This window comes from Gordonia sp. C13, from assembly GCF_023218005.1.
Taxonomy (GTDB): Bacteria; Actinomycetota; Actinomycetes; order Mycobacteriales; family Mycobacteriaceae; genus Gordonia; species Gordonia namibiensis.
Genome location: NZ_JALPSY010000028.1, coordinates 16,589 through 40,885 on the forward strand (window position 1 = coordinate 16,589; position 24,297 = coordinate 40,885).

The 24,297-nt window shown below is 69.0% G+C and carries 20 protein-coding genes; 7 read left to right on the top strand and 13 right to left on the bottom strand.

Annotated elements, in window-relative coordinates; genetic code table 11:
* Positions 1-46: 46 nt before the first annotated feature.
* Positions 47-1,000: a 4-hydroxy-3-methylbut-2-enyl diphosphate reductase gene (locus M1L58_RS18960; RefSeq protein WP_143932748.1), complete on the top strand. Its 954-nt coding sequence runs from the start codon at positions 47-49 to the stop codon at positions 998-1,000.
* 15 nt (positions 1,001-1,015) lie between these two features.
* Here M1L58_RS18960 and mycP read toward each other — a convergent pair whose 3' ends face one another.
* On the bottom strand, positions 1,016-2,413 hold the full coding sequence (gene mycP / locus M1L58_RS18965) for a type VII secretion-associated serine protease mycosin (RefSeq protein ID WP_248660072.1): 1,398 nt from the start codon (positions 2,411-2,413) through the stop codon (positions 1,016-1,018).
* Entirely contained in the window at positions 2,413-3,966 is a 1,554-nt protein-coding gene (eccD, locus tag M1L58_RS18970; protein WP_143932746.1) for a type VII secretion integral membrane protein EccD, read from the bottom strand. The genes mycP and eccD overlap by 1 nt, the downstream gene beginning before the upstream one ends.
* Before the next feature lie 93 nt (positions 3,967-4,059).
* On the opposite strand from eccD, the gene eccCa reads away from it, so the two are divergent.
* The 6 genes from eccCa to M1L58_RS19000 all read left to right on the top strand — a co-directional run bounded on the left by eccCa (position 4,060) and on the right by M1L58_RS19000 (position 12,693).
* Positions 4,060-8,154: a type VII secretion protein EccCa gene (eccCa, locus tag M1L58_RS18975; protein WP_248660073.1), complete on the top strand. Its 4,095-nt coding sequence runs from the start codon at positions 4,060-4,062 to the stop codon at positions 8,152-8,154.
* Positions 8,155-8,166: 12 nt separating this feature from the next.
* On the top strand, positions 8,167-9,480 hold the full coding sequence (locus M1L58_RS18980) for a type VII secretion-associated protein (RefSeq protein ID WP_248660074.1): 1,314 nt from the start codon (positions 8,167-8,169) through the stop codon (positions 9,478-9,480).
* Between the two features lie 177 nt (positions 9,481-9,657).
* Entirely contained in the window at positions 9,658-10,101 is a 444-nt protein-coding gene (gene rplM / locus M1L58_RS18985) for a 50S ribosomal protein L13 (protein WP_005195808.1), read from the top strand.
* A complete protein-coding gene (rpsI, locus tag M1L58_RS18990; protein ID WP_006866022.1) occupies positions 10,098-10,628 on the top strand; it encodes a 30S ribosomal protein S9 in 531 nt (176 codons plus the stop codon). The genes rplM and rpsI overlap by 4 nt, the downstream gene beginning before the upstream one ends.
* A gap of 2 nt (positions 10,629-10,630) precedes the next feature.
* Positions 10,631-11,974, top strand: coding sequence for a phosphoglucosamine mutase (gene glmM / locus M1L58_RS18995; protein ID WP_005195812.1), 1,344 nt, complete (start codon positions 10,631-10,633; stop codon positions 11,972-11,974).
* Positions 11,971-12,693 carry an HAD family hydrolase gene (locus M1L58_RS19000; protein WP_248660075.1) on the top strand — a complete coding sequence of 241 codons (723 nt, stop codon included), beginning with the start codon at positions 11,971-11,973 and terminating at the stop codon, positions 12,691-12,693. Before glmM ends, M1L58_RS19000 begins: the two co-directional genes overlap by 4 nt.
* A 7-nt stretch (positions 12,694-12,700) precedes the next feature.
* On the opposite strand, the gene M1L58_RS19005 is transcribed toward M1L58_RS19000, so the two are convergent.
* From M1L58_RS19005 to M1L58_RS19055, 11 genes are all read right to left on the bottom strand, one after another.
* Positions 12,701-13,453, bottom strand: a complete 753-nt coding sequence (locus tag M1L58_RS19005; protein WP_143932740.1) for an SDR family NAD(P)-dependent oxidoreductase — start codon at positions 13,451-13,453, stop codon at positions 12,701-12,703.
* A 38-nt stretch (positions 13,454-13,491) separates the two neighbouring features.
* Positions 13,492-14,778, bottom strand: a complete 1,287-nt coding sequence (locus M1L58_RS19010) for an acyl-CoA dehydrogenase family protein (RefSeq protein ID WP_248660076.1) — start codon at positions 14,776-14,778, stop codon at positions 13,492-13,494.
* Positions 14,779-14,848: 70 nt separating this feature from the next.
* On the bottom strand, positions 14,849-15,937 hold the full coding sequence (locus M1L58_RS19015; protein ID WP_248660077.1) for a phosphotransferase family protein: 1,089 nt from the start codon (positions 15,935-15,937) through the stop codon (positions 14,849-14,851).
* A gap of 86 nt (positions 15,938-16,023) precedes the next feature.
* On the bottom strand, positions 16,024-17,880 hold the full coding sequence (locus M1L58_RS19020) for a GAF domain-containing protein (RefSeq protein ID WP_248660078.1): 1,857 nt from the start codon (positions 17,878-17,880) through the stop codon (positions 16,024-16,026).
* Positions 17,881-17,944: 64 nt separating this feature from the next.
* On the bottom strand, positions 17,945-19,285 hold the full coding sequence (locus tag M1L58_RS19025; RefSeq protein ID WP_248660079.1) for a bifunctional 3,4-dihydroxy-2-butanone-4-phosphate synthase/GTP cyclohydrolase II: 1,341 nt from the start codon (positions 19,283-19,285) through the stop codon (positions 17,945-17,947).
* Positions 19,282-19,782: a flavin reductase family protein gene (locus tag M1L58_RS19030; protein ID WP_006866014.1), complete on the bottom strand. Its 501-nt coding sequence runs from the start codon at positions 19,780-19,782 to the stop codon at positions 19,282-19,284. Before M1L58_RS19030 ends, M1L58_RS19025 begins: the two co-directional genes overlap by 4 nt.
* 83 nt (positions 19,783-19,865) lie before the next feature.
* Positions 19,866-20,957 carry an LLM class flavin-dependent oxidoreductase gene (locus M1L58_RS19035; RefSeq protein WP_005195821.1) on the bottom strand — a complete coding sequence of 364 codons (1,092 nt, stop codon included), beginning with the start codon at positions 20,955-20,957 and terminating at the stop codon, positions 19,866-19,868.
* Positions 20,958-21,030: 73 nt separating this feature from the next.
* The gene (locus tag M1L58_RS19040) at positions 21,031-21,453 is read right to left on the bottom strand and encodes a nuclear transport factor 2 family protein (protein ID WP_006866013.1); all 423 of its coding nucleotides are present in this window, start codon (positions 21,451-21,453) and stop codon (positions 21,031-21,033) included.
* Positions 21,454-21,602: 149 nt separating this feature from the next.
* The gene (locus M1L58_RS19045) at positions 21,603-22,334 is read right to left on the bottom strand and encodes an SDR family NAD(P)-dependent oxidoreductase (RefSeq protein ID WP_006866012.1); all 732 of its coding nucleotides are present in this window, start codon (positions 22,332-22,334) and stop codon (positions 21,603-21,605) included.
* A complete protein-coding gene (locus M1L58_RS19050) occupies positions 22,331-23,131 on the bottom strand; it encodes an alpha/beta fold hydrolase (RefSeq protein WP_248660080.1) in 801 nt (266 codons plus the stop codon). Before M1L58_RS19050 ends, M1L58_RS19045 begins: the two co-directional genes overlap by 4 nt.
* Positions 23,112-24,287 carry an LLM class flavin-dependent oxidoreductase gene (locus M1L58_RS19055; RefSeq protein WP_248660081.1) on the bottom strand — a complete coding sequence of 392 codons (1,176 nt, stop codon included), beginning with the start codon at positions 24,285-24,287 and terminating at the stop codon, positions 23,112-23,114. The genes M1L58_RS19050 and M1L58_RS19055 overlap by 20 nt, the downstream gene beginning before the upstream one ends.
* Positions 24,288-24,297: the final 10 nt, after the last annotated feature.

Sequence of the window (24,297 nt, forward strand, 5' to 3'; positions counted from 1 at the left end):
CTCTGCCATCAATGGGCACCCGTCTGTAACCCGTACCCTGGGAGACATGTCTGAGACGAAGCGTGTCCTGCTCGCCGAACCCCGCGGTTACTGCGCGGGTGTCGACCGCGCGGTGGAGACGGTCGAGCGCGCCCTCGACAAGCACGGCGCTCCCGTCTACGTCCGCAAGGAGATCGTGCACAACCGGCACGTGGTCGAGACCCTGGCCGATCGCGGGGCGATCTTCGTGGGGGAGACCGACGAGGTGCCCGAGGGCGCGATCGTCGTGTTCTCCGCCCACGGTGTGTCGCCGCAGGTCCACGCGTCCGCCGCGGAACGGAAGCTGCGGACCATCGACGCGACTTGCCCGCTGGTCACGAAGGTGCACCAGGAGGCCAAGCGGTTCGCACGGGATGACTACGACATCCTGCTGATCGGTCACGAGGGCCACGAAGAGGTCGAGGGGACGGCCGGTGAGGCGCCTCGGCACATCCAACTCGTCGACGGCCCGGACAGCGTCGACTCGGTGACCGTGCGTGACGAGTCCAAGTTGGTCTGGCTGTCGCAGACCACGCTGTCGGTCGACGAGACCATGGAGACGGTGCGTCGCCTGCGGGAGAAGTTCCCGCTGCTCAACGATCCGCCCAGCGACGACATCTGCTACGCCACCCAGAACCGTCAGGTCGCCGTGAAGGCGATGGCGCCCGAATGCGACCTGGTCATCGTGGTCGGCTCGCAGAACTCGTCGAACTCGGTCCGTCTGGTCGAGGTCGCCCTGCAGGCCGGCGCCCGGGCGGGTCACCTGGTCGACTACGCCCGTGAGATCGACGAGACCTGGCTCGAGGGTGTGAACACCGTCGGCGTCACCTCCGGTGCATCGGTGCCCGAGGTCCTCGTCCGCGGTGTGCTCGACTACCTCGCCGAGCGCGGCTACGGCACGGTGGAGACGGTCAACACCGCCAACGAGACCCTGACCTTCGCGCTGCCGCGCGAGCTGCGTCCCGCACGCTCCAGCAGCTGACCTGATCGTCGCCGGTCAGAACTCGTCGGGATCGAGTTTGCGGACCCGGCGGTGGGGAAGTGCGATGGCCAGGACCGCGGCGATGACCGCGGCACTGATCCCTGCTCCGGCGATCGCGACTTTGCGTGCGGTGTGATCCGGCGGCGTCGGCGGCGCGGGGGCGGCGATCGGGGCCGATTGCGGCCGCGCCTTCTCCGCTGCGGGTAGCTCCGCGGTGAGTGCCGCGACCGGGTCGACGACGCCGTGGCCGATCCGCTGGTCGTGACCGGTCCCCGGGGCGTGGGCGGTCGCGACGATCCGATCCATCACCTCCCGGGCGCTCAGTTCGGGGAACCGTGCCCGGACGAGCGCTGCGGTGCCGGCGACGTAGGGCGCGGCGAAACTCGTCCCGATCAGCGGCAGTGGACCTTCCTCGCTGCGCTGTGCCGACACCAGTCGGCCCGATCCCTTGGCGCTGTCGAGACTCACGATGTCGGTTCCTGGCGCGGCGACCCCGACCCACGGCCCGTGCAGGCTGAAATCGCTCGGCGCGCCGCTCGCGGCGTCGACCGAGCCGACGGTGAGGACATAGGGCGAGTACCACGCGGGACTTGCGATGGTGGTGACCGAACCCCAGTCCGCGGGATCGCCCGCTGCCGGCGCCGGGTTCTGTGATCGGCAGGCGCCGTCCCGGGTGACGTTGCCGGCCGCCGCCACCACGACGACGTCGCGCTCGTAGGCGTACCGGATCGCGGCCCCGAGAGCGCGGTCGTCGACCTTGGCGGCCGACGACGCGCACGCGACCTCGGAGATGTTGATGACCGTGGCGCGCAGGTCGACCGCGCGGACGATCGCGTGTGCCAGTGTGCGAACGGATCCGAATCCGGAGCCCACGGACGGCGCGGAATCGTCATCGCGACGGTTGTTCTTCGCCTTGAATGCACTGCTGGACTGGCGGATTCCGATGATCGACGCCGCGGGTGCGACTCCGGCGAAGGCGTCGGTGCTGCTCGGGCGTGCGGCGATGATCCCGGCGACGAGCGTGCCGTGGGCGTCGCAGTCCTCGAGCCCGGTGCCGCCGGAGACATAGTCGCCGCCCGCGGTGACGCGGCCCAGTCGTGGGTGCGGCGTGACGCCGGTGTCGATGACGGCCACCCGCTGCCCGGCGCCGCGGCTGAAGCGCCAAGCCTCTTCGAGGTTCATCATCGATTGTGCGGCAGTGGGTTTCGCGGTGGTACGGGTCAGGATTGCGGTATTGCAGAGATGGCTCTGCTCGGTCGGTTCAGGCGGTGCGACCGGCGCCGAACGGATCAGTGCCGAGGAGTCGACGCGCGGCGGGGTCACCGCGGCGGCGGGGGAGGAGGTCAGCCCGAGCAGGGTCGCGGTCAGCGTCAGCGCGACAGGCATCGCGACCCGGGGTGTGGCCCGGGACATCAGATGTCCCGGACGATCCGGTACAGATCGAGCAACCACAGCAGCAGCGGGACGATGAGCGCGACGAGGATGTACTCGCCGATCTCCGCCCAGCGGCGCATCACCGGGGAGAAGTCCTGATGTGGCGCAACGACTCCGAAGACGAGTGCGGCGACGAGGACGACGCCACCGAGCGCGAAGGAGATGATCGGCCACTGACCGTCCCCGAACGCCAGGCCCACCAGCAGCGTGAGCACCACGAGCGAACCGCCGATGATGAGGATCGCCGCCTGGAAGAGGTCGCTGTGGGAGCGGCCGCGCAGGCAGAGGACCACGCCGATGATCGCGGCGTAGGCGGCGTTCTTCCACTCGAAGCCGGCGAGGGGAGCGGCGGTGAGCACCGCCGCGATCGCCACGACGGCGGTGAGGCCGCCGACGATGCCCGTCAGGTACGCGTTGGCGATGTACGAGCGTCGTTCCAGCGCATCGGCCTTCGGCAGTGCCGTGGCCCCGATCGCGCCGATGCCCTCGATGGACGGCTGCGGCTCGATGTCCTTGACGTCGATGGCCGCTCCGGCGGTGGGCACCGGCGGCAGCGGGAGTTTGGCGAGCAGGATCGTCAGTCGCGGGGAGAGGCCGATCAGCAGCAGTCCCACCGCCGCCACCACGGCCGCGACATCGGAGATGTCGGCGTCGAGGAGCAGACGCGCACCGCAGCCGAGCGCGCCGACGAGGGCGGCGCTGGTCACCGCGCTGTGGGCGGTCGCGCCGACCGCGGTCATCCGGTAGGTGATGACGGCGGTGACCAGGGTGAGGGCGAATCCGAGTGTCAGATGCGCGGCACCGTAGGAACCGGGGGTGAGGATCATGCCGGTCACGAACGCCATCGGCGCCGCGCAGACGGACAGGATCGTCGAGGTGAGTTGGTCGCGGTAGTAGCGTGCGACGATCGTCGCCGCGGTGACGAGTCCGATCACCGCGAGCCCGGACCCTCCGGCGAGCCACAGTGCGCCGCTGTCGATCCGGCTCGCGGCCAGCCCCGCCCCGGCAGCGACCGCCGCGAGGAGGGCCAGCGCGTATCCCACGTATCGTGCCGAGGTCGCGGTCCAGCCCACGAACTGCGATTCGTTCAGCCGCGCAACGGCATCGACCACGTCGTCGAAGAGGACGGGCGACTCGCCGGTGCGGGTGGAGGTCAGCAGGAGGAGATCGCCGTCGCGGATGCCCGACTCCGACAGCGAACGGTGCAGGGGGAGCGGTTCCTGGCCGACCAGGGCCAGGGTCCAGCGGTTCTGCCGGTCGTGCGGACGGCCGCGGCCGCGGGTATCGGCGTCGGGGTCGTCCGGGTCGTGTCGGTTGGGGTTGCGCGACTCGATCTGCGCGACGAGGTCGCCGATGAGCCCGGCGATCGGGATGCCGGCGGGCAGGCCGACGTCGAGCTGGGTGTTGCCGCCCAGCACCGACACGCGTACGAGTTGCGGCTCGACCGACATGTCCGAGCGCTGCCGGTCACCGCCGGTGCCGTCCGCGGCGGTCGTCGGGTGTCCCGGTGCGAATCCGTCCACAGGTGACATACAGGTCAATCCTCGGTTCAGCAGCTAACATAGCCAACTTCAGCGGGTTCGCCCGCCAGGGGATGCACAGCTCGAGGTGTCAGGGGGGATCGAGTGGTCACGACCACTGAGGGGTTCGTGCGTCGGCCACGCATCACGCCGCCGCGCATGCCCGGGGGTGAGGTCAACATCCAGGCGCCGCCCGACGTCCCTCGCGTGGTGCCCGGCAATCTGCTCGTCAAGCTGCTGCCCGTGGTCATGATCGTCGCCGTCGTCGGCATGATCGCGCTGATGATGGTCACCGGCGGCCGCAACATCCTGACCAACCCGCTGTTCATGATGTTCCCGCTGATGATGCTCATGTCGATGTTCGGCATGTTCGCCGCCGGCGGACGCAGCGGTGGCAAGCGCGCCGCAGAACTCAACGAGGAGCGCAAGGACTACTTCCGTTACCTCGGTCAGCTGCGCGGCCAGGTCTTCGACACCGTCGAGAACCAGCGCGCCGCCCGCACCTGGAGTCATCCCGACCCGCACGCACTGCTCGACGTCGTCGGCAGCCGTCGCATGTGGGAGCGGCGCCCCGCCGACAACGATTTCGCCCACGTGCGTGTGGGCGTCGGCGTACAGCGCCTGGCCACTCGTCTGATGCCGCCGGAGACCGGACCCCTCGAGGACATCGAACCGGTGTCGATGGTCGCGCTGCGACGCTTCGTGCGCACCCATTCCGCGGTCTACAGTCTGCCTCGATCCATCTCGCTGCGTGGCTTCCCGGCGATCAACATCGAGGGCGCGCGGCAGGAGACCCGCGAACTCGTCCGTTCGATGATCCTCGAGCTGTGCGCCTTCCACGGTCCCGACCACCTCCACATCGGCATCGTCACCGGCGACCCGGCGGGTGAGGCCTGGGACTGGGCGAAATGGCTTCCGCACGTTGGACATCCGACGCTGCACGACGGGATCGGTCCGATGCGGATGATCTATCCGACGCTGGCCGATCTCGAGAACGCTTTGGCCGCAGACCTTCTCGAGCGTGGCCGGTTCAGTCGGTCCGCCCCGCCCAGCGGGAACCGTGCCCACCTGGTCGTCATCATCGACGACGGCTACGTCGCCGGCGACGAACGCGTCCTCAGTTCGGCAGGCATGGAGGGGGTCACGGTGCTCGACCTGACCGCACCGCCGGACGGCCTCGCGGCCCGGCGCGGCCTGCAACTCGTGGTGCGCGGCGGCAAGGTGTCGGCGCGGAGTGCCGCGGGCGTCGAGGAATTCGCCGACATGGACTCGCTGACCGTCGCCGAGGCCGAGGCGATCGCCCGCCGCATGGCCCGGTACCGCCTGGCGACCGCGGCAACCCTGGCGAATCTGGAGTCCGAGGCGACGTCGACCGACCCGGGTCTGCCCGCACTCCTCGGCGTCGACGACGCCGCTCGGTTCGACCCGGCCACCGCCTGGCGCGGACGCACGGGACGCGAACGGCTGCGGGTGCCGATCGGCTACACCCCGAGCGGCGCGCCCGTCGAACTCGACATCAAGGAGAGTGCGCACGGCGGCATGGGACCGCACGGTCTGTGCATCGGTGCGACCGGTTCGGGCAAGTCGGAGTTCCTGCGAACCCTCGTCCTCGCCATGCTGGCGACGCATTCGCCGACCGAGCTGAACCTGGTTCTGGTCGACTTCAAGGGTGGCGCAACGTTTCTCGGACTCGAGTCCGCGCCGCACGTCGCGGCCATCATCACCAACCTCGAGCAGGAACTGTCGATGGTCGACCGCATGAAAGATGCGTTGTCGGGTGAGATGAACCGCCGCCAGGAGGTCCTGCGGGCGGCGGGCAACTACGCCAACGTCGCCGACTACGAGCGTGCCCGCGCCTCGGGCGTGCGTCTCGAGCCGCTGCCCGCCCTGTTCATCGTGGTCGACGAGTTCTCCGAACTCCTCTCGCAGAAGCCGGATTTCGCCGAGCTGTTCGTGGCGATCGGCCGTCTGGGCCGTTCGTTGCACATCCACCTGCTGCTTGCCTCGCAGCGCCTCGAAGAGGGCAAGCTACGCGGCCTCGACTCCCACCTGTCGTATCGGATCGGTCTGAAGACCTTCTCCGCCAACGAGTCCCGGTCGGTGCTCGGTGTCCCCGACGCCTACCACCTGCCCAGCGTGCCCGGCTCGGCGTACCTGAAGTGCGACTCAGACGATCCAGTACGCTTCAACACCTCCTACGGCTCCGGTCCGTACTACTCGCCGACCGCGGCCGAGGACTCCGCGGATTCCGTCGCGCCGGGCTCCCCGCGGCTGGGGAACCTCAAGGTCTTCACCGCACTTCCGGTGCCGCTCGACGAGGGTTCGCCGCGGTCGCTGCTGGACCAGGCGGCGAGCCTGCTCGACGAGGAGCCCCCGGCACTCGACGCGGCGGCTCCCGACGACCCGGTCGACTTCGAACCGACCTCGGTGTCGGTGCCGACGCTGATGCAGACCATCGTCGGCCGCATGGAGGGTGCCGGCCCGCCGGCGCACCGGGTGTGGCTGGACCCGCTCGACGAGTCGCCGACCGTGGAACACCTGGTCGGTGCGCGTGACTGGACCAAGCCGGCGGTACCCGGGAATCTCGCGCTGCCGATCGGTCTGGTCGACCGCCCCTACGACCAGCGACGCGACCCGCTGGTCGTCGACCTCTCCGGCGCGGCCGGCAGCGTGGCGGTGGTCGGCGGACCACAGTCGGGTAAGTCGACGACGCTGCGGACGATCATCATGACCGCGGCCGCCACCCACACCCCGGAACAGGTGCAGTTCTACTGCCTGGACTTCGGCGGCGGCAGTCTCGCCGGTCTCGCCGCGCTCCCGCACGTCGGTTCGGTGGCATCCCGCGGCGACATGGACGCCGTCCGTCGCACCGTGGCCGAGGTCGGGGCGATCATCCGGGCGCGCGAGCTGTTGTTCGCCCGTCTGGGCGTCGAGTCCATGCGCGACTACCGGGCCCGCCGCGCGGCCTGGTTCGCCACCGGGACCGTCGCACCCGACGACCCGCTGGCCGGCGACCGCTTCGGCGACGTCTTCTTCGTGCTCGACGGAATCGGTGTGCTGCGTTCCGAACTGGAGTCGCTGGAGGAACAGATCACCACGATCGTCTCCCAGGGTCTGTCCTTCGGCGTCCACGTCATCGTCAGTGCGTCGCGATGGGCCGAGATCCGTCCGGCGGTGCGCGACCTGCTGGGCACACGCATCGAACTGCGCCTCGGCGATCCGACGGATTCGGAGATGGGCCGTCGCGCCGCCGCGGGTGTCCCGCAGAACCGTCCCGGCCGCGGTCTCACCGCGGAGGAACTGCACATGCTGATCGCGCTGCCGCGGCTCGACGCGGTCAGCAGCGCCGAGTCGCTGCCCGCCGGCGTCGCGGCGTCGGCGGAGAAACTGGCCGCCGCGTACCCGGGCCGGTCGGCGATGCCGGTGCGCAAGCTGAGCACCGAGATCGAGATGGCGGCGGTGCAGAACGGGCTCGCCGCGGCCGGGGTCTCGTTGTCGCTCAACCAGGTCGCAATCGGTGTCGGCGAACTCGAGCTGGCCCCGGTGGTCCTCGACTTCAACGCCCAGCCGCACTTCATGGTCTTCGCCGACGTCGAGCACGGGAAGACCAACGTGCTGCGTGCGATCGTCCGCGGACTCGTCGCCGGCGGGACCCCGGAGCAGGTGAAGATCGCCTTCATCGACTACCGCCGCACGATGCTCGGCATCGTCGACGGCGATCACCTCGCGGGCTATGCGAGTTCACATGACAACGCGATGACGCTGATGAACCAGTTGGCGGTCTACCTGAAGGGCTGCATGCCCCCTGACGACGTGACCGTCGCGCAGCTGCGGGAGCGTTCGTGGCTGGAGGGCAAGCCGGAGGTCTACCTCGTCGTCGACGACTACGACATGGTGTCCACCTCGGCGGGCAACCCGCTGCTGCCGGTCATCGAGTTCGCGTCGCACGCGCGGGACATCGGGTTCCACATCATCCTGGCCCGCCGTTCCGGTGGCCTCGGCCGGGCGATGTTCGATCCGGTGATCGCACGGCTGAAGGACCTGTCGTCGGACATGCTGCTCATGAGCGGCGACCGGGACGAGGGTTTCATCACCGGGCGCAGCCGCATGCAGCGGTTGGTCCCCGGACGCGGTGAGCTGGTCTCCCGCGTGCGTCCGCAGGAGATGATCCAGGTCGCGCTCGTGCCGGCCGAGGACTGACGACGATCTGCGATGGCTGAGGCAGGTGCGGGCGTGAGCGGGATACGGCGGCGTCCCGCAATCGTCGACCTCGCGTACGGCCGACCCAGGATCTTCGAACCCGGTAGCGGCGCAAGGGATTCCGGGCTCGACCTGCGTCCGCTCCTCGATGCCGTGGACGAGATGACGGTGGTCGCCGACGGCCGGCGGCACCACCTGCGGCAGGCGTGGCGGATGGCCTTCGCCGACCTGGGGATCGCGGCCGAGGCCGAACACCCGCTCATCGTCGGGCATCCGAGCACCTGGGGACCGCGACGCGCGTCGTCGCTGGCCGATGTGGGTGGCGGCGCCCCGCTCACGCTTCTCCCGCGCGCGGTCCTCGTCGCGCGCAGCCACGCCGACATCACGGTGCAGCGTTGCGCCGTCGTCGAGACCACGCACATCCCGACTCCGCCCGCCGATCCCGCCCGTCCGCGACCGGCGGCGTGGGACGTGCAGATCGTGCGGCGGCACCCCGAGGGCTGGGTTCTCGAACGGTCCGGGCTGATCGAGCCGGGGGAGCAGCGGGCCGAGGGCCTCACGATCATCGACGACGCGGTCGAGGCCGTCTTCGTCGACGGCGACGACCCCGCGGAGGTGGCGGCGGCGGTCGGCCTGGTCGCCGAGCACGCGATCGCGGGCCGTGTCGTTCCGGTGGACCGCGACCTCGTCGTCCGTCTCGGCCGGCGGACCGGAGGTGTCGCCGACGACGCCGTGCCGGTGGTCGCCGACCCCGCGGAGCCGGCGACGGACGTGTCGATCCGGCGCAGCCGCCGGGTGCTGGCCGGTGCGGCGGCCGCGGCGGCGATCGTCGTCGCCGGCGCGTTCGCGGTCGGCTGGTGGCAGCGGGACGACCCGGCACCGGCGACCTCCGAGGCCACCGTCGGACGTGCCACGCTGTCGGTTCCCGGGGACTGGAGGCGCAGCGGACAGGACACTCCCGGCGACACCACCGACGACCCGACCACGCAGCGCGCGGTGTTCGTCTCCGAGGCCGACGGCCGCCGGATCATCGCGGTGCTGACCGAACTGCGCGACGGCTCGACCCCGCAGTCGGTCGCCACCAGCCTCCGCAACCGGATCGAGCAACGGGGCGACGACGTCGTCACCGAGTTCTCCGCCGACACCCGATACGCCGGGCGACACGTCATCAGCTACCGGGAGGCGCCGGCCTCGGGCAGCTCCATCCGCTGGTATGTCATCGTCGACAACGGGCTGCAGGTGTCCATCGGCTGTCAGGCGGGGTCGGCGGCCGAGTCGCTCGACGACGAGTGCGCCCGCGCCGTCCGCTCGGTCCGGGTGGACTGAGCCGATGGGCGTTTTGACCCTGACCTGCGCGGTCGCGTAACCTGGATCGCTGGTGCTCGGCGCCTGTCGCACACGCGTGTGTACAGGCAGAAGAGGCCCGGGTCCCCACTGGTCGCCGGGAACAACCTCCGCCGTGCACCCGACCAGCACCCTAAAGACAAGAGTTGAGGACCAACTGTGCCTACCTACACCCCGAAGGCCGGTGACATCACGCGTACGTGGCACGTCATCGACGCCACCGACGTGGTGCTCGGCCGGCTGGCCGTGCAGACCGCGAACCTGCTCCGCGGCAAGCACAAGCCGACCTACGCCCCGCACATGGACGGTGGTGACTTCGTCATCATCATCAACGCGGAGAAGGTTGCGCTGACCAGCAACAAGGCCGAGCGCAAGCTGAACTACACCCACTCGGGGCATCCCGGTGGCCTGAAGTCCCGCACCACCGCCGAGCTGCTCGAGACCTTCCCCGAGCGCGTCATCGAGAAGGCCGTCAAGGGCATGCTGCCCTCGAACAAGCTCGGTCGCGCCATGGCCTCGAAGCTGAAGGTCTACGCAGGCCCGAATCATCCGCACGCGGCCCAGCGCCCCGTCCCCTTCGAGATCAAGCAGGTGGCCCAGTGACCAACGAGAACATCAACGAGGCCGTCGAGGCCGTCGAAGAAGCTGTCGAGGTCGTCGAGGCCGTGGAAGCCGTCGAGGCTGCTGCTGACGACTACGACGCCGCTCCGGCCGTCGAAGACGTCCGCGAGCCGATCGTGATCGACCGCCCGATCCAGACCGTCGGCCGCCGCAAGGAAGCCGTCGTCCGCGTTCGCCTGATGCCGGGCACCGGTGAGTTCAAGCTCAACGGCCGCTCCTTGGAGGAGTACTTCCCCAACAAGGTGCACCAGCAGCTGATCAAGGCTCCGCTGGTTCTCGTCGAGCGCACCGAGTCGTTCGACATCTTCGCCAAGCTCGTCGGTGGCGGCCCCTCGGGCCAGGCCGGCGCGCTGCGTCTCGCCATCGCCCGTGCCCTCATCGAGGTCACCCCGGAGGATCGTCCCGCCCTCAAGAAGGCCGGCTACCTCACCCGTGACCCGCGTGCGGTCGAGCGCAAGAAGTACGGCCTGAAGAAGGCCCGCAAGGCGTCGCAGTACTCCAAGCGCTGATCTTGGCACGCCTTTTCGGTACCGACGGCGTCCGAGGCCTGGCCAACGCCGAGCTCACTCCCGAGCTCGCGTTGCGCCTGGCCTCGGCCGCCGCGGTCGTTTTCGAAGACATATCGGACGATTCCACGCGCCGTCCGCGCGCGGTGGTCGGTCGTGATCCGCGTGCTTCCGGCGAGATGCTGGAAGCCGCCGTGTGCGCGGGACTCGCCGCGACCGGCGTCGACGCCATCCGGGTCGGCACCGTGCCCACCCCGGCGGTCGCGTTCCTGACCGCGGACTACCGCGCCGACTTCGGCGTGATGATCTCCGCGTCGCACAATCCCATGCCCGACAACGGCATCAAGTTCTTCTCCGCCGGCGGGCACAAGCTCGACGACGAGATCGAGGACCGCATCGAAGCGGCGATGGGCGAGGAGTTCATCCGGCCCATCGGTGCCGCGGTCGGTCGCGTCCTCGACGCACCGGACGCCGGGGACCGCTACCGCCGGCATCTGGCGCAGGCCATCGACGAGCGTCTCGACGGTCTGACGGTCGTCGTCGACTGCGCCCACGGCGCCGCGTCGCAGCTCGCGCCGCTGGCCTACGCCGACGCCGGTGCCAACGTCATCACGATCCACGCCGATCCCGACGGCCTGAACATCAACGCCGACTGCGGGTCGACCCACATGGACAAGCTGCAGGCGGCCGTCCTCGAGCACGGCGCCGATCTCGGACTCGCCCACGACGGCGACGCCGATCGTTGTCTGGCAGTGGATTCCACCGGTGAGATCGTCGACGGCGACGCCATCATGGCGATCCTGGCGACGTCGCTCGCCGACAAGGGCCGTCTGCACGAGAACGTCCTCGTCGCCACCGTCATGAGCAACCTCGGTCTGCACATCGCGATGCGCGAGGCGGGGATCACGGTGCGCACCACCGCCGTCGGTGACCGCTACGTGGTCGAGGAGCTGCGTCGCGGTGGGTACTCGCTCGGCGGCGAACAATCCGGTCACATCGTGGTCCCGGGTTCGGGAACCACCGGTGACGGCATCCTCACCGGCCTGATGATCATGGCCCGCATGGCGGCCACCTCGGCGCGGCTGGCCGACCTGGCCGGCATCGTGACGGTGCTGCCGCAGGAACTCATCAACGTCCGCGTCGCCGACAAGCATGCGGTCGCGGAGTCGCCGGCGGTCAAACAGGCCGTGGCCGACGCCGAGGCCGAACTGGGTGACTCCGGTCGAGTTCTGTTGCGTCCCTCCGGAACCGAGCAACTCGTCCGGGTCATGGTGGAGGCCGGCACGGCGGAACAGGCGGGCTCGGTCGCCCGCGGTCTCGCCGACGTCGTCGCGGCCGCCGGCGCATGACCGCGGGTCAGACGAACACGGCGAACGCAGTGCGGGCGGTCCTCTTCGACTTCTCCGGCACGCTGTTCCGCTTCGAGGCGCGCGATGACTGGTTCGTCGATCTCCTCGACGACGCGGGCGAGTCGTTCACCCCGGCACGTCAGGCGGACATCATCCGCCGCATGGTCGCGCCGGTCGGCCTGCCCGACGGGATCGAGGGTGACGACCGGACTGCTTGGGAGCGACGGGATCTCGACCCGGAACTGCACCGTGTCGGGTATCTCGCGCTGCTGCGTACGGTCGGCTTGAGCCATCCGGGTCACGCCAACGCTCTCTACGACCGGGTCCTCGACCCGGAGTCGTGGGTGCCGTTCGCCGATACCGTCGAGGTGCTGACGCGTCTGGCTGACGCCGGGGTGCCGGTCGGCATCGTCAGCAACATCGCCTTCGATCTGCGCAAAGTCCTTGCCCTGCACGGCATCGACCACGTCGTCGACGCGTATGCGCTCTCCTATGAGGTCGGCGCCATCAAACCCGACCCGCGCATCTTCCGCGCCGCACTCGACGCGATCGGCGTGCCGGCCGGCGATGTGCTCATGGTCGGGGACAGCGAGAAGGCCGACGGCGACGCACGAGCGCTCGGATGTTCCTTTGCGCTGGTGCACGATGTGCCGCCGGCCGATCGCCCGACCGCGCTGCTCGATGCCGTGACGGCTCACGGCATCGAACTGCGCGCCTGAGCTCCTCTCAGAAGTTGCCCTTGGCGGCCCAGCCGCCGTCGACCGGGTAGATCTCGCCGGTCAGGAAGTCACCCTCACGCATCAGGTAGGCGACCATCGAGGCGATCTCCGACGGGCGGCCCAGTCGACGCACGATGTGCGCGTTGGCGTTCGCCTGCCGCATCTCCTCGGTGATGTCGGCCAGGATCGGGGTGTCGATGGTGCCCGGTGCGATGGCATTGATGAGGATGTTCTGCGGTCCGTACTCGTAGGCCGCCTGCTTGGTCAGACCCACGACCCCGCCCTTGGCCGCCGAGTACGACGCCAGATTCGGCAGACCCCGCAGCGCCGCCATCGACGAGATGTTCACGATGCGGCCGCCGCCGTTGTCGATCATGCCCGGGATGACCGCCCGCATGCCGAGCCACACACCCTTGAGGTCGGTGCCGACGACGAGGTCCCACGCCTCCTCGGTGAGACCGACGACGGTGTCCTCGCTGATCATGTTGACCACACCGGCCACATTGGCCAGGCAGTCGACCGAGCCGCGGGAGGCGGTGATCTGCTCCACCGCCGCCGACCAGTCGTCGGCGACGCGGACGTCGAGACGGACCGCCTCCGCGGAGCCGCCCGCCTCGGCGATCTCCTTGAGAGTGACCTCGCAATCCTGGATGTCGGCGGCGACCACATGAGCGCCGTCGGCGGCGAGACGGATCGCCGTGGCCTGACCGATGCCTTGTGCCGCGCCGGTGACGATCGCTGTTTTTCCGTTGAGAGACATACGTGTTCGCTTTCTGGTCGGGTCAGTGCGGGGGTGGATCAGGGTTGTTCGGCGAGAAGCTCGGCGAAGCGGCGCCGGGCGGCCTCGCGGCGGGTGGGGATGTGCTCGGTCGGACGGTCGTTGGCCGGTCGGGTGTAACCCTTCAGGTACTGGCGGGCGACGCTGTCGCGGTGCACCTCGTCGGGGCCGTCGTAGAGGCGGGCGGCGCGCGCGGCCCGGTACATGGACTCCAGCGGCAGGTCCGCGCTGTAACCGAGCGAGCCGTGCACCTGGAGTGCGCGGTCGATGACGTCGTGCAGGATCTTCGCGCCGAAGAACTTGATGAGCGCGATGTCCTTGCGGGCGGCGGCCGTGCCCTCCTCGTCGATACGCCACGCCGCGTGCAGCGTCATGAGACGCAGGGCCTGGATCTCGGCGGCGGAGTCGGCGATGAAGTTGCGGACCGTCTGCTTGTCGGCGAGGACCGAGCCGTGGGCGTAACGGTAGGTGGCGCGTTCACACATCATGTCGAAGGCGCGGCTCGCCTGGCCGATCCAGCGCATGCAGTGATGGATTCGGCCGGGGCCCAGGCGCTTCTGGGCGATGAGGAAGCCGTCGCCGCGGTTGCCGAGCAGAGCGGAGTCGTCGACGCGGACGTCGCGCAGCACGACCTCGCAGTGCGAGCCGTAGGTGTACGGCCGCGGGCGAGGGTTCTCCACCGAGCCGATGTCGCGGACCACGTCGAGACCCGGGGCGTCGATGGGGATGATGAACTGCGAGGTGCGACGGTGGCGTTCGGCGTCGGGATCGGTAACGGCGACGACGATCATGAAGTCCGCGGTCGCGGCGTTGCTGATGAACCACTTGTGGCCGTTGAGAACCCACTGGTCCCCGTCCCGGACCGCGGTGGTCGTGAGGTTCGTCGGATCGGCGCCGGCGTTGTCGGGTTCGGTCAGCGCGAACGACGAGTAGTACTCGCCGGCGAGCAGCGGCTCGAGCCACCGCTTCTTCTGCTCCTCGGTGCCGACCGCGGCGAGGATCTCGCAGTTCCCGGAATCCGGTGCCTGGCAGCCGAACACGAGCGGACCGAACGGGGTGGAACCCAGGATCTCCTGCATCAGGCCGAGCTTGACCTGGCCGTATCCCTGTCCGCCGAGTTCGGGGTCGAGGTGCGCGGCCCACAGGTCGTTGGCCTTGACCTCTTCCTGCAGCGGGGCGATCGCTTTGCGCAACTGATCCCAGTCGAGGTCGAGGGTCTCGAGCGGGAAGACCTCGGTGCGGACGAAATCCCGCATCCAGTCGAGCTTCTTCTGGAAGTCGGGTTCCGTGGAGAAATCCCAGGCCATGGTGGTGTGCTCCGTTTCTGTGGGGTCGGACGAGGTGGGGATCGCGGTTCGATCCGGGGGAGAGGCTGTGTCAGGCGCCGGCGATGATCTCGCGGGCGCGGACGAAGAGGCCGTCGGCGTAGCGGTGCAGTCGCTCGCCGACCTTGCGGGGCGCCTTGCCGTCGCAGGAGCGGGCGTAGGTGCCCTCGAGGATGATGCCGAGCTTGAAGCTCGCGAGAACGGTGTACCAGTCCAGGGCGTCGAGGTTCCTCTCGGACCGCTCGGCGTAGCGGGCGATGATCGCGGATCGGTTCGGCAGGTCGCCGGCCTGGCCCAGCGCACTCTCGTAGAGGTCCGGTTGCCGCGGGTCGTCGGGCCAGATGGCCAGCAGCACACCGAGATCGAGCAGCGGGTCGCCGACCGTCGCCATCTCCCAGTCGACGATGGCCGCGACCTCGGGGGTGCGGTGATCGTAGAGGACGTTGGCCACGTGGTAGTCGCCGTGCAGGAGCCCGGGCCGGAACTCGGCGGGGCGATTGTCGTCGAGCCAGCCGGCGATCCGGTCGAGATCGGGGAACGTCCCGCCCGGGTATCCCGGTGTGCGCGCGTAACGTTCGTGTTCGGCGAGCCACCGCGGAACCTGTCGTTCGAGGAAGCCGTCCGGTTTGCCGAAGTCGTCGAGACCGATCGCGGAGTGGTCGACGGCCGCCAGACCCGCGAGCGCGTCGACGAGTGCGTAACCCATCGCCTCCCGTCCCTCGGGGGTCGCGGCGTACGCGGCCGGCAGGCTGTCGGCCGCGTTGAACCCCTCGACGGGCTCCATCAGGAAGAAAGTGGCCCCGAGGACGTCGGTGTCGGTGGTGCCGGCGACGAACCGGGGATGGGCGACATCGGTGGAGCTCAGGGCCGACAGCAGCGTCATCTCGCGGGCGATCGCCGCGTTCGACTGCGGGCGCAGGTGTCGGGGACCGCGGCGGAGCACGTAGTCCCGTCCGCCGCGGCTGACGATCACCATGATGTTCTGGGTTCCGCCGTGCAGCGGCCGGAGGTCGATGTCCCCGCCGGGCAGGCCCGTCTCGTCCATCCACGCCGCGAGGGCGGCGGTGTCCACCGGGATCTCGTCGGCGTCGACCCGGATCTGATCGGGGGCGGGACGGTCGGGGATCGTGCTGCGGGCCATGGAATGAACCTATGGCGTGTCCGGCCCGGGGAGAACCATCGTCGTGCGGGCCGGTTGGAGGAATCTCCAATGGGCGTCCTCGCAGGTCACTGACCTGCGAGGTCGAGGACCTGAAAGGCCATCTTCGCCGACAGCAGGCAGTCCAGCGACGTCGGATCGCGTCGTGCGATCTCCTTGATCCGGCCGAGGCGGTACCGGATGGTGTTCTCGTGGACGTCCAGTGTCGTCGCGGTGGCCTGGACCTTACCGTCGGCGGCCACGAAGGCCCGCCAGGTGGCGAGGAGCGTGCCGTCGTCGTGCTGGCGGACGGGTGCGACGAAGGAATGCGCGAAGTGCAGGGCCTCCTTGACGTGACCGCTGGACACGATCACCCGGAACAGGCCGAGTTCGTCGAGGGTCATCACCCGCTCATCCCACCCGAACGACTTTGCCACCGAACCCATCTCGCGTAGGTCGCGATGGGCGTGCGGAAAGTCGACGGGGGTGCGGCAGATGCCGGAGATGAGGGTCGCGCCGAGTGAGAGATCGCCGGAGAGTCGATCGCGGATCGTCGACACGTGGTCGCGGACCCTCCCGACCTCGTCGAGGTCGTCGGACTCCAGGCGGACCATGACGATGACCGCGCCCGGCAGTCGGACAGCCGGCGGCGGGGAGATGGCCATGACCGAGGCGAAGGTGCGGGTGACCAGCGACTGGATCGCCGACGCCGTCAGCCGGTCGGTCGCGTCGTCGACGGTGAACCGAACCAGCACATGGGGATTGGTGAGGTCGATGCCGAACTGCGGGCCGCGTCGGACCAGGTGTTCCTTGTCGCGGCTGTTGCGCAGCAGGTCCGACAGGTAGTCGTCGCGCGCCTGCCCCTCGGTCTCGATCTGTCGGCGCTCGGAGAGCATCTGCAGGGCCAGGACGGTGGCGCCGCGTTCGGCGATGTTCGCGTCGAGGGCCTCGAGGCTGCGGCCCACCTCGACGATGCCGAGGAAACCGGTCTGTCTCCCCTCGATCACCAAGCGGCACATCAGGTGTCGGCGGCCGAGGCCGACCGCCAGCTGCGCCGGGACGATGGCCGACGGCGTGCTTACAGACAGTTCGGCGAGAGCCTGCCGCACCGAGGCGGTGGCCCGCACCTTCTCGCTCATCACCGGGGGAGCGGTCAGCTTCAGCGCCTCCGGCGCGGCCCAGGCGAGTACATCGAAGGAGTTGTTGTAGAGAACCACAGGCTTGGCCGACAACTCCGACAGGAGTTCGACGACGCGGTGGATGTTGGCGCCCTCGAGCACCGCGCTGGTCAGGCGGTGGTGGACGTCGGCGAGGTAGGCCAGGGTGGCGTTGTTCCGCGCGATCTCGGCGGCCTGACCGCGCAGGCGGGTGTTGAGCATCGCCTGGCTGATGAACAGGGCGGACAGGCGCGCGAACAGTTCGGCGACCTCGATGTCCTCGGGGGTGAACTCGTGTTCGCGGCCGCGGCTGTCGACGAAGATCAGGCCGATCACCGCGTCGTCGAAGGTGAGCGGGACGCCGAGCATCGCGCGGACGTCCCAGTGGGTCATCGTCCGGCGGTGGGGGCGCGGGTCGTTGAGGGCGTCGGCGATGACGACGGGCGCGCGGGTGTTGATGACCTCCTGGCTGAACAGGTCGCCGTCGAAGCCGGAGACCTGCCGCTTCACGGCCTCGGTGATGTCGCCGGCGTCCTCGCAGAAGCCCGCGGCACCGCGATAGCTGCCGTTGGCGTGCCGCAGGTAGACCGAGCAACGGGTGACGCCGAGGAGTGCGCAGAGCTTCTGGCCGACCAGGCTGAGGAGGTCCTCGAGCTTGGTGTCGGTGATGGCCTCGGTGGTGATCTCGGCGAAGGCCGCGATGACGTCGCGTTCGCGGCCGGTGGCACGTGCCGACCCGCCCTCGGAATCGATACCGGGATCGACTCCGCGCTCCGCGATGGACGTCATCCGCACGGCCTCCTCACCGACACCTCATGATGAACCTCACAGTAGCAACGTCGTGTGAGTCGGTTCATGCACCCGTGGTCCCGGTCATGGCCTCCCCGAGACGGACCTCGGCGACGCCGGCCTCCCCGATCGCGGGGTCACCGGACAGCACATGGCCCATCCGCTCCTTCTTGGTGCGGAGGTATCGGACGTTGTGCGGGGTGGAGACGGTCGGCAGGCCGACGCGCCCGACGATGTCGAGGTCGTGGCCGCCGAGTCCGCCGTACTTCGCGGGGTTGTTGGTGATCAGGCGGACGCGGCGGATGCCCAGGTCTTTCAGGATCGCGGCGCCGGTGCCGTAGGTGCGCGAATCCACCGGCAGTCCGAGTGCGGTGTTGGCGTCGACGGTGTCGAGGCCCTGCTCCTGCAGTGCATACGCACGGATCTTGTGGCCGAGTCCGATACCGCGGCCCTCGTGTCCGCGCAGGTAGATGACCGCTCCGCAGCCCTCCGCAGCGATGGCCGACAGCGCCTGCTCGAGCTGCGCACCGCAGTCGCAACGCAGTGAGCCGACGATGTCGCCGGTCAGGCATTCGCTGTGCACGCGGACCAGCGCGCCCTCGGCGGTGGCGCCGGCGGCGGCCACGTCGCCCATGACGAGGGCGAGGTGTTCGGTGTCGTCGATGTCCGAACGATAGGCGACCGCGCGGAAGTCGCCGAACAGGGTCGGCATCGCCGCGGTGGCCATCTGGTGGACGAATGAACCGGCGGCGGTCCGGTGGGCCACCAGGTCGGCGATGCGCAGCACCGGCAGTCCGTGGTGTTCGGCGAACTCGAGGAGGTCGTCGCCGCGCCGCATCGTCCCGTCGTCGGCGATGATCTCGCCGATGACCCCGACCTCGCCGGCCCCGGCCATGGTGACCAGGTCGACGGCGGCCTCGGTGTGCCCGGCGCGGGTGAGGACCCCGCCGTCGCGGGCCTGCAGGGGGAACACGTGTCCGGGGCGGCGCAGTTCGCCGGCCGTGGTGCCGTCGGAGGCGAGCGCCCGGACGGTCAGGGCGCGGTCGTGCGCCGAGACCCCGGTGCCGGCGTCCTTGTGGTCAACGGTGACGGTGAAGGCGGTACCGTGCGCGTCCCGGTTGTCCTCGACCATCTGCGGCAGTTCGAGCCGGCGGGCACGGTCGGCGCTCATCGGGGCACAGATGATGCCGGTGGTGTGGCGGATCAGGAACGCCATCTGCTCGTCGGTGATCGACGACGCCGAGCAGATGAGGTCGCCCTCGTTCTCCCGGTCGTCGTCGTCGACCACGACGACGAAACCGCCTGCCGCCACGGCCGCGACCGCGCGGGCGACGGCCTGGGTCGACGCCTCGGTCGCGATGGGGGTCGGGGCGTCGGGGTCCTGCGGATGGGTGGTCGTGTTCATCGGGCGACCTCGAATGCTCGGTGGGTGCCGAACACCCGGTCGTGGTAGGTGAGGGGGGCGGTGGAGGTGACGCCGGTCTCGACGATATTGCCCAGTGCGACAACATGATCGCCGCCGTCGACCAGAGATTCGGTGGTGCAGCCCAGCCAGCCGGCGGCGCCGTCGAGGCGGGGGAGGTCCGCGGAATCCGACCAGTCGACCCCGTCGAACTTGTCGGCGCCCTTGCGGGCGAACCGCATCGCGATGTCGGCCTGGTCGTGGGCGAGCACGTTGACGCCGAATCGTCCGGTGCGGCGGATGATCGCGAGGAGGTCGGAGCCGCGGTCGAGGGAGACGAGGATCATCGGCGGTCCCATCGACAGCGACGTGAACGCGCTGACCGTGGTGCCGTGCGGCCGCCGGTCGTCGAAGGCCGTGATGACCGCGACGGGCGTGCAGACCTTGGCCATGACCTCGCGGAACCCGAGGGCCACCTGGTCGAGAACGGTTTCGTTCACCGATCCTCCTGCGTGATGTGGGGGTTGGAGTCGCTGCGGCGCCGGGGAAGGGGCCGGCGCCGCAGCGATGTTCGGTCGGCGGATCAGACCGCCGCGGGCGTCTTGGCCTTCATCTTGTGCACCTCGGGGACGACCTTCTCGCCGAAGAGCTTCAGGCTCTTCTCGGCCTCGTCGAAGGGCAGACCGCCGAAGGCGAAGGCCGCGTTGGGGAGGAAGTCGCCGATGAGCTCGTGACGGTAGGCGTACTTCTCGACACACTGTTCGGGCGTGCCGTAGATGTTCGCCTCGACGTAGGCGTCGGCCGCGGCCTCCATGCCGGCCTCGCGGATCATGTCCGCACCCGCCTGGTAGGTCTCGTAGCCCTTGGTCTCACGCCAGTGCTTGCCGGCGAAGTCGTAGTGCTTGATGACCGACAGGAAGTAGCGGTTGATGTGCTCGTAGGCCAGTCGGCGGGCTTCCTCTTCGTCCTCGTGACAGATGACGAAGTCCTGGATGACCGGCGGGCCGGGCTCGACGCCCTGGGCGTCGCGGAACATCTGCTTCCAGCCGTTGATCGCCTCGGCATGCTGTTCGAACGGGAACTGCATGAAGGTCATCATCTGGACGCCGAGGTCGGCGACCACCGGGACCGAGTCGGGCGACATCGCCGCGGCGAAAAGCCGTCCGTCCCACGAGGTGTTCGGGTTCGGGGCCGGTCGCAGCGCGATCTCCTTCTGCGGGTACATCGGACCGTCGCCGGAGACGACGCCCGTGCGGAGTCCGCGCAGCACCATCTCGGCGGCCTCGTTGAAGCGGGGGCGGGCCTCGTCCATCGGGATGCCGAAGGCCTCGTACTCCATCTTCGCCAGGCCGCGACCCATGCCGAGAAGCACGCGGCCACCGGACATCTGGTCCAGCATGATGGCCTTCTCCACGACGCGCAGCGGATCGTTCCACGGCAGGATGGTCGCACCGATGCCGAGCTTGACCTTCGAGGTGCGGCCGGCGAGGTAGGACAGGATCGCGAAGTTGTCCGGGCACATCGAGTAGTCGTCGAAATGGTGCTCCGCCGACCAGACCGAGTCGAAACCGGCCTTCTCGGCCAGTACGCCGAGCTCGAGGTCGCGCAGGAAGACCTCTTCGTCACTCACGTTCTCGTGGTAGTTCTGGAAGACGAGAAGTACGCCGACATCCATTGCATTGACTCCTTGGTTCAAAAGGGTTGGAGGATCGAGGGGTTGGGGTGTTGCGATTTCGCGAGGGGAGTTCTCAGCCGAGGAAGACCGCGCGGGTGTGCTCGGTGTCCAGGAACTCCTTGACCTCGTGGATCTTTCCGTCGCGGACCACGAAGACGAAGTGGTAGAGGTTGTTGTAGACCTTGCCGTTGTTCATCTCCGAGTACGACTCGGTCTCGACCGCCACGCGTTCTCCCTCGGCGGTGAAGGCGAGCGGGGTGAGGGCGATGGCGCCGGTCTTGGTGGTGGCGGAGAGGCCGGCCAGCATTGCACCGAATTCCTCTTTGTTCTTGGTTCCGGAGATCCCGTCGATCTCTCCGCCCACCCACCAGGTGGCCGTCGGCGCCAGATAGGACAGGATGGCGTCCACGTCGCCGCGGGAGAACACCTCCATGAATTCCGCGACCAGAGCCTTGTTCTGCTGCTCCGTGCTGACGCTTGCTGTACTGGTTGACACCGATTGGCCTCCTTTTGACCGCCACCCTCCGGGGAAGGCGAGAAAACGTGTGCAACAACGACGTTATGAGTCGATGTGGCCTGAGTCACCCTGTCGTTTCGCGCCTCTTGTGGGTTGTCACAACCGCGCCGAAGCGACTCGACCCCACGTCATCGGCCACCGCCGCTGAAGGTGTTCATCAATCCGCCGTCGACGGGCACGATGGCGCCGTACATGTAGGTGGACAGCGCGACATCGACGATGGCCTGGGCGATCTCCTCCGGTCGGCCGGTACGACCGGCGGGGATGGACGAGACGATGCGTGCCCGTGCCCGATCGCTGAGTCCGGAGGTCATGTCGGTATCCACAAAACCGGGGATGACCAGGTTGACGCGGATGTCGCGCGGGGCGAGTTCCGCGGCGAGGACCTGGGTCAGGCCGCTGAGGCCGGCCTTCGCCGATCCGTAGGCGACGTCGCCCGGGAATCCCCGAAATCCCACCACCGCACCGACATTCACGATCGACGATCCGGGTTCGAGGATCGGGACCGTGGCCTTGCACATCTCGAAGGCGCCGGTGAGGTTGGTGGTCAACACAAGATCCCAGTCCTCCCGACTCAGGTCGTCGACCCGTCCACCGCGGTGCACGCCGGCGACGTTGATCAGGCCGTGGGCGCCGCCGTGCTCCTCCTTGACGGTGGCCAGTGCGCGGGCCACCGACGAGGAGTCGGTGATGTCGGTCTTCAACTCCAGGACCTGCGCCGGCCTGGTGAACGGCGTGGTCGCCACACCGCGCGCCAGAGAAACAACGGAATCGCCTCGGGCCGTGAGGTTCTCGACGACTGCCCGGCCGATGCCGCGCGATCCGCCGGTGACGATCCAGACCCGGGATCCGACGCTCATGACTTCAGGAAACCGGACAGTTCGGCGAGGTAGCGGTCCCGGTCCTCGAGGAACGGGGCATGGCCGCAGGCGTCGAACGGGACGAGACGAGCACGGGAATTGAGTTCGAGGACGGCCTCGGCCCCGGCGAAGGGGACGAAGGCGTCGTCCCGGCCGTGCAGGAGCAGGATCGGGATGTCGAGCCCACCGAGCTCCTTGCGCAGGTCGGTGCGGGCGAGGTCGCGTAACGAATCGTCCCCGGCCGGGCCCATCTCCAGGAACATCCCCCAGATCCAGTCCAGGACATCCGAACTCGGGGGAGTCGCGCACACCGCGCCGGCCACGCCGCGGAAGGTGTCGGCACGGTTGGCGGCGGCACCGGCGAGGACTCCCTCGACGTCCTCGGTGGAGCCGCCGTAGGGCCAGTCGTCGGTCGAGGTGTAGCGCGGCGACGCACCGCCGGTGAGGACCAGACCGCCGGCGCGTGAGCCGAGAGCGGCCGCGGCGGCGGTCGCGACGGCTCCGCCCAGAGACCAGCCGTTGATGACGGGAGAATCCAGGCCGAGATGGTCGACCACCTTGACCACGTCGTCGGCCAGGGCCGCGATCGAGACGTCCTCGAAGTCCTTGTCGGAGCGGCCACATGCCCGCAGATCGACGAGCACGACCTCATGACCCTCGGCCTTCAGCGCGGGGGCGGTGGTGTCCCAGCAGCGGGTGTTGGCGCCCCAGCCGTGGATCAGCACGATGGGACGCGCGTCCGCACGGTGGTGCTCGAAGTAGATCCGGCGATCGTTCTCAACCGCGAGATAGCTCATGGACTTCTCCTTCATCGTCGAACTCGATTTCGAAAAACTTGTCGGACTGGGTGGGTTCCTCGTGCCGGAGGGCACGGGGGACGAGTGGTGGGGAATCGGCGAAATGCGGGATGACGTGCTCGGCGAGGAGTTCCATCGACCGCACGACGTCGTCGTGGGGCATGCCGCCGAACCGCATCCAGCAGATGAGATGGTCGAGACCTGTCTCCTCGCGCAGGATCTCGATCTCGCGGATGAGTCCGTCGGGATCGCCGACGTAGCAGATGCCGCCCTCGCGCAGGCCGGTCAACGACATCGCGCCCTCGGCCGCGGCCTCCGCCAGGGCCGCGTAGCGTTCGTAACCTGCCGGCGTCGCGGCACCCTGCGGCACCGCGGACATGACGTTGTCGAAGTACCACTCGAGACTCGGCCGGGCCCGGCGGACGGCCTCCTCGTCGTTCTCGGCAAGGTGGATCTGCCAGTTCATCGGGAAGTCGAGGGACAGCGGGTCGCGGCCGCGGTGCATCAGCGTGCGTTTGGCGTTGACGACGAACCCGTTCAACTCGGGCAGGGTCATCAGGGTCGGCGTCACGAGCATGTTGTGGCCGTGGTCGGCAACCAGGTCGAAGGTCTCGGGACTGATCGAGGCCACATAGATCGGGGGCGTCGGTTGCTGGAGGGGTGCGGGCCGGCAATCCACGGCGTCGATGTGGAAGTGCTTGCCGTGGAACGTGTACGGCTCGCCGACCGCCTTGGCCCACAGTCCGGTGACGATCTGGAACGCCTCGTCGAAGACCTCCCGGCTGACGTCCTGTTTGTCGGCGACGCCCATCGCACGGAACTCGTGGGGCTGGTAGCCGCGTCCGACGCCGAAGTCGAGTCGGCCGCCGGAGATGACGTCGACCATCGCGAAGTCCTCGGCGATGCGGACCGGCCAGGCGAGTGTCAGGTTGCTGACCGCGATGCCGATGCGCATCCGGGAGGTGCGGGCCGCGATGGCCGCCGCCGCGACCTGCGGCGACGGCATCGACCCGTAGGCGCTGCCGTGGTGCTCGGCGAGCCATACCCCGTCGAACCCGAGGCGCTCGGCGATCTCGACCTGCGAGAGCATCTCCTCGTAGGCCCGGCGAAAGTCCCGGTCCGGACTCTCCAACACGTAGAACAGGCTGAACTTCACACTGTTGACG

What these genes read in the sequence shown, in the direction of transcription:
- M1L58_RS18960 (WP_143932748.1), top strand. Translation starts at nt 47, where the DNA reads ATGTCTGAGACGAAGCGTGTCCTGCTCGCCGAACCCCGCGGTTACTGC.
- mycP (WP_248660072.1), bottom strand. Translation starts at nt 2,413, where the DNA reads ATGTCCCGGGCCACACCCCGGGTCGCGATGCCTGTCGCGCTGACGCTG.
- eccD (WP_143932746.1), bottom strand. Translation starts at nt 3,966, where the DNA reads ATGTCACCTGTGGACGGATTCGCACCGGGACACCCGACGACCGCCGCG.
- M1L58_RS18980 (WP_248660074.1), top strand. Translation starts at nt 8,167, where the DNA reads ATGGCTGAGGCAGGTGCGGGCGTGAGCGGGATACGGCGGCGTCCCGCA.
- M1L58_RS19000 (WP_248660075.1), top strand. Translation starts at nt 11,971, where the DNA reads ATGACCGCGGGTCAGACGAACACGGCGAACGCAGTGCGGGCGGTCCTC.
- M1L58_RS19005 (WP_143932740.1), bottom strand. Translation starts at nt 13,453, where the DNA reads ATGTCTCTCAACGGAAAAACAGCGATCGTCACCGGCGCGGCACAAGGC.
- M1L58_RS19010 (WP_248660076.1), bottom strand. Translation starts at nt 14,778, where the DNA reads ATGGCCTGGGATTTCTCCACGGAACCCGACTTCCAGAAGAAGCTCGAC.
- M1L58_RS19015 (WP_248660077.1), bottom strand. Translation starts at nt 15,937, where the DNA reads ATGGCCCGCAGCACGATCCCCGACCGTCCCGCCCCCGATCAGATCCGG.
- M1L58_RS19020 (WP_248660078.1), bottom strand. Translation starts at nt 17,880, where the DNA reads ATGACGTCCATCGCGGAGCGCGGAGTCGATCCCGGTATCGATTCCGAG.
- M1L58_RS19025 (WP_248660079.1), bottom strand. Translation starts at nt 19,285, where the DNA reads ATGAACACGACCACCCATCCGCAGGACCCCGACGCCCCGACCCCCATC.
- M1L58_RS19035 (WP_005195821.1), bottom strand. Translation starts at nt 20,957, where the DNA reads ATGGATGTCGGCGTACTTCTCGTCTTCCAGAACTACCACGAGAACGTG.
- M1L58_RS19045 (WP_006866012.1), bottom strand. Translation starts at nt 22,334, where the DNA reads ATGAGCGTCGGATCCCGGGTCTGGATCGTCACCGGCGGATCGCGCGGC.
- M1L58_RS19050 (WP_248660080.1), bottom strand. Translation starts at nt 23,131, where the DNA reads ATGAGCTATCTCGCGGTTGAGAACGATCGCCGGATCTACTTCGAGCAC.